Annotated in this window: 3 protein-coding genes and 1 pseudogene; 1 reads left to right on the top strand and 3 read right to left on the bottom strand. The window is 75.0% G+C overall.

Features of this window, described 5'->3' with window-relative positions:
• A partial coding sequence (locus H1A17_RS33615) for an alpha/beta hydrolase (protein WP_375372856.1) occupies positions 1–295 on the top strand: 295 nt, incomplete at its 5' end.
• Positions 296–348: 53 nt separating this feature from the next.
• Here the strand turns inward: H1A17_RS33615 and H1A17_RS33620 are convergent.
• From H1A17_RS33620 to H1A17_RS33630, 3 genes and pseudogenes are all read right to left on the bottom strand, one after another.
• The gene (locus tag H1A17_RS33620; RefSeq protein WP_145921029.1) at positions 349–1,767 is read right to left on the bottom strand and encodes a trehalose-6-phosphate synthase; all 1,419 of its coding nucleotides are present in this window, start codon (positions 1,765–1,767) and stop codon (positions 349–351) included.
• A 188-nt stretch (positions 1,768–1,955) separates the two neighbouring features.
• Complete coding sequence (locus tag H1A17_RS33625) at positions 1,956–2,798, bottom strand: DUF308 domain-containing protein (protein WP_145921028.1); 843 nt, start codon at positions 2,796–2,798, stop codon at positions 1,956–1,958.
• 628 nt (positions 2,799–3,426) lie between these two features.
• Positions 3,427–4,060: pseudogene (locus H1A17_RS33630) on the bottom strand (guanylate cyclase); the annotation flags it as partial.

Genomic DNA, 4,060 nt, shown 5'->3' on the forward strand with positions numbered 1-4,060 from the left:
CCGTGCTGCTGACCGGCGACCGACACGGCCGCCACGTCGGCCAGCCCGCCGGCCGCCTCGACGGCGGCCAGCAGGGCATCCCACCAGGCCCGTGGGTCGCCCGCCGGTGCTGGTGTTGGGCAGCCCGGACGACCGGGTCGTCCCGCCGGCCGCACTGACCCGGGCGGCCCGCCGGTACGGCGCGGCCCCGCTGCTCTTCCCCGGCATGGGACACGACCTGATGCTCGACACCCGCTGGCAGGAGCCGCTGGACGCGCTCCTGGACTGGCTGGTCAAGGAGCCGGCAAAGAGCTGACCGTCGGCACCGCACCGGGCGGCGACCCGCCGCCCGGTGCGGTGCCGACGTCCTCAGCCGCTGCTGCTGAGCCGGGTGAGCAGCGAGCCGGTGTCGTCCAGGGCGCTGAGGTAGGAGCGGGCCCAGGCCCGGATGTCGTGCCGGTGCAGGTGGTGGCGCATCGCCCGCATCCGGTCGCCGAGGTCGGTGGGCCCGGCCCGCAGCGCCGACAACAGCCCCTGCTTGAGCCCCTCCAGGTCGTGCGGGTTCACCAGGTACGCCCGGTCCAGCTCGGCCGCCGCCCCGGCGAACTCGCTGAGCAGCAACGCGCCGGTGTCGTCGACCCGGGCGGCCACGTACTCCTTGGCGACCAGGTTCATCCCGTCGCGCAGCGGGGTGACCGCCATGACGTCGGCGACCCGGTAGAGCGCCGCCAGCTCGGCCCGGTCGAAGGGCTGGGTGAGGTAGTGGATGGCCGGCTCGCCGACCCGGCCGAACTCGCCGTTGATCCGGCCGACCTCGCGTTCGATCCGGTCCCGCAGGATCTGGTACTGGCCGACGCGTTCCCGGCTCGGCATGGCGACCTGCACCAGCACCGTGTCCCGGACCTTGACGTCACCGCTGGCGAGCAGCTCGCTGTAGGCCTTCAGCCGCTGCTCGATGCCCTTGGTGTAGTCCATCCGGTCCAAACTGAGGATGACCCGCTCGGGGTCGCCCAGGTCGTGCCGGAGGCGGCGGGCCCGCGCGGTGACGTCCGGCCGGGCGGCCAGCGCCGCCATCTCGGCGGTGTCGATCGAGACGGGGTACGCCCCGATCCGCACCACCCGGTCCTGTACGCCGATCCGCCGGTCGGTGGCCGGCAGGCCGAGGACCTTGGTGGCGAGCTGGGCGAAGTTGTGCGCCGCCTGGGCCCGCTGGAACCCGATCAGGTCGGCGCCGAGCATGCCGCGCAGCAGCTCCGCCCGGCGGGGGAGCTGCATGAACAGCTCCGGCGGCGGGAAGGGCACGTGCAGGAAGAAGCCGATCCGCAGGTCGGGCCGCAGCTCGCGGAGCAGGCCGGGGACCAGTTGCAGGTGGTAGTCCTGCACCCAGACCACCGCGCCGGGGTCGGCCACCTCGGCGGTCGCCTCGGCGAACCGCTGGTTGACCCGCTGGTACGCCTCCCACCAGCGGCGGTGGTACTCGGGTTGCTCCACCGCGTCGTGGTAGAGCGGCCAGAGCGTCGCGTTGGCGAAGCCCTCGTAGTGGTCGCGCAGGTCGTCGGCGCTGAGCGGGACGGTGCGCATGTGCACACCGTCCACGTCGGGCAGCACGGGCGCGGGCCCGGTGCCGCCGGCCCAGCCGACCCAGGTGGCCGGGGTCTGCCGGAGCAGGGGGTGCAGGGCGCTGACCAGCCCGCCGGGGCTGCGCCGCCACTCACAGGCGCCGTCGGGCGCCACGCTGTCGTCGATGGGGAGCCGGTTGGCCACCACCACCAGTGAACTCTGTCGCATCTCGGGCATTCCGATCGGCAGGGGACCGACCACGCGAGCAAGGAACAACCGGGCAGTCGGTGGGGGAAGTGACCTACAGCGGTATTCCTACTGACCGTAAGTTACACCACTGTTACGCCCGGCGTGAGGGCTGTGGTGTCCCGGGATGCGGGCGGGGTGACCGGTGGCCCCGGCGGCGTGCCGCAGGGTCAGACGACCGCGCCGTCGTCGGGGTCGTGATCGTCCTCGTCGCCGGGGCGCAGCCGCCAGATCAACGTGACGAACCCGGCGAGGATGCCGGTGAAACCGAGCAGGGTGACCACCGAGGCGTCCACCGGCAGCAACGACGGGTTGAGGAAGAGCACGAAACCGAGCACGATCCCCAGCACCCCGACCACCGCGTACTTCGAGATCCGGGGCAGCGGCGGAGGCGGCGGCGGGGTGTAGCCCTCCTCCGGGTCGTCCGGCAGGTCGGCCCCGAAGGTGTCCAGGCCGTCCAGCAGCGACGGCTCGTCCTGCTGCCGGCCCCGGGGGCTCACCGAGATGCCGGAGATGTCGGCCGCGTACGGCAACCGGCGTACGTCGGTGGCGGTCGGCCCCGTCGGCTCGTCCGCCCTGGTCGTCGGGCCACCCGCGCGGGCGGCCGGATCGGCCCCGTCGTCGATGTCCTCGGACGCCGGCCAGGGATGACTGCCGGCGGCCGGCGCGGTGTGGAAGGCGGCGACGAGGCGTTCCCACTCGGCGTCCACGTCCGGCTCGGCACGGGCCGGCTCCGGCGTCGCCTCGTCGGCGAGCTGGGTGAGATAGTCCCGGGCGGTGGTCAGGTGCGAACGGTCCACGTAGAGCCGGTCGACCGGCCGGGACGGCACGGTGGTGGTGCGGGTGATCGGGTTCAGGTCGGCGGAGGGCTGGAGGTAGGCGGCGATCCCGCCCGCGGCGAGCACGTCGAGCAGGTGCTCGCCGACCCGCGGGTCGACGTCGCCCGCGACGGCGTACTCGCTCGCGTCGAGCCCGTTGTCCCGCCGTCCCCGGCGGGCGCCACCCGCTGACACCGGACATCCTCCTCCGCGCACCTGCCGGTGCGGTCGTGTCGGCGCCCCGTACGCCGTGCTCTGAATCGTGACACGTCGGCACCCGGTTCCGGGAGTGCGTTGTGGCGTGCCGCTCGTGGTTCGTCGGCTTCGCCGTCGGCGGGCGGGCCCGACGGTGGCCCTCCGGGTGACCCCGCCCACCACCGCACGACCTGCCCGGACGGCCCCGACCCGAGGCCGCCGGACCCGGGCGGGATGGAATTCCGGTGCCGTACCGGCTGGTAGCACCGTTGATCGGCGGTCCGGCGCGCGGGACGGGCGCACCGGCTCCGGCGCGCGGGGTATCCGAGCTGCCCGCCGACGGGCCGGTGCCCCCGGTCGGCGGTGGGTCCGGTCGCCTGTGCCCGTCGCGCCCCCGCCCGCTCGCCCGCAAGAAGTCACATTCCACGCGAAAGTGGAATACCTCACCTGGCACCCACGGTCGGGCGACCGGCCCCGCCCGGTGACCGCCCCCCGCGCCGTCGCCGGTCGGCCCCGCGCCACCGGTCACGTCGCCCGCTGATGATCGACTCTCGTGGGCCGAAACAGCGCTGTCGAACCCGGGGGGAAACCGCACCGTCGGCCCAGGTGAGTCGATCACGGGTCCCGGTCAGCTCCGGACGGGCGTCGCCCGGGTGGCCAGCCGGAGCAGACCGGGCATGCCGTTACGGTCGGCGAAGTCGCGTACCCGGTCGAGGGTGGCCGCCGCCCGCGCGGGCTCGGCCACGGTCAGGGCCGGCACCGACAGCGCGGTGGTCAGCACGTGGTCGGTGGTGTCGGGCATCCGGGCGTAGCGCTGCGCCGCCGCCGCGAACAACCGGGCGGCCCGCCGGGCGTCCCCGTCGCCGAGGGCCAGGGTGGCGTCGGCTGCCTGGCCCGCCGCCTCCACCCAGGGGGTCGTCCGGGGCGACCGGGCGAGCATGTCGTGCACCAGCCGGGCGGCGTCCGGGCCGAGCACCGCGGCGACGTGACCCACCGCCGGCACCCACTCGGCGAACGGGATCATCCGGGTCCGGCTCCAGTCCTCGTCCAGCTCCACCAGCAGCCGCATCGCCTCCTCCCGGCGGCCCCGGACCGCCCGGCAGAGCGCCGCGTGCGCCAGCGTCGACTGCAACACCCGGTGGAAACCACTGCGCCGCGCGGCGACCAGCGCCTGGGCCACCAGATCGTGGCCCTCGGCCCGGCCGGCGGCACCCGTCCCGCCGGCCTCTCCCGCCCCCGCGCCACCCGCCGCCCCCGCGCCG

Source organism: Micromonospora sp. S-DT3-3-22 (assembly GCF_015354745.1).
Classification (GTDB): Bacteria; Actinomycetota; Actinomycetes; order Mycobacteriales; family Micromonosporaceae; genus Micromonospora; species Micromonospora wenchangensis.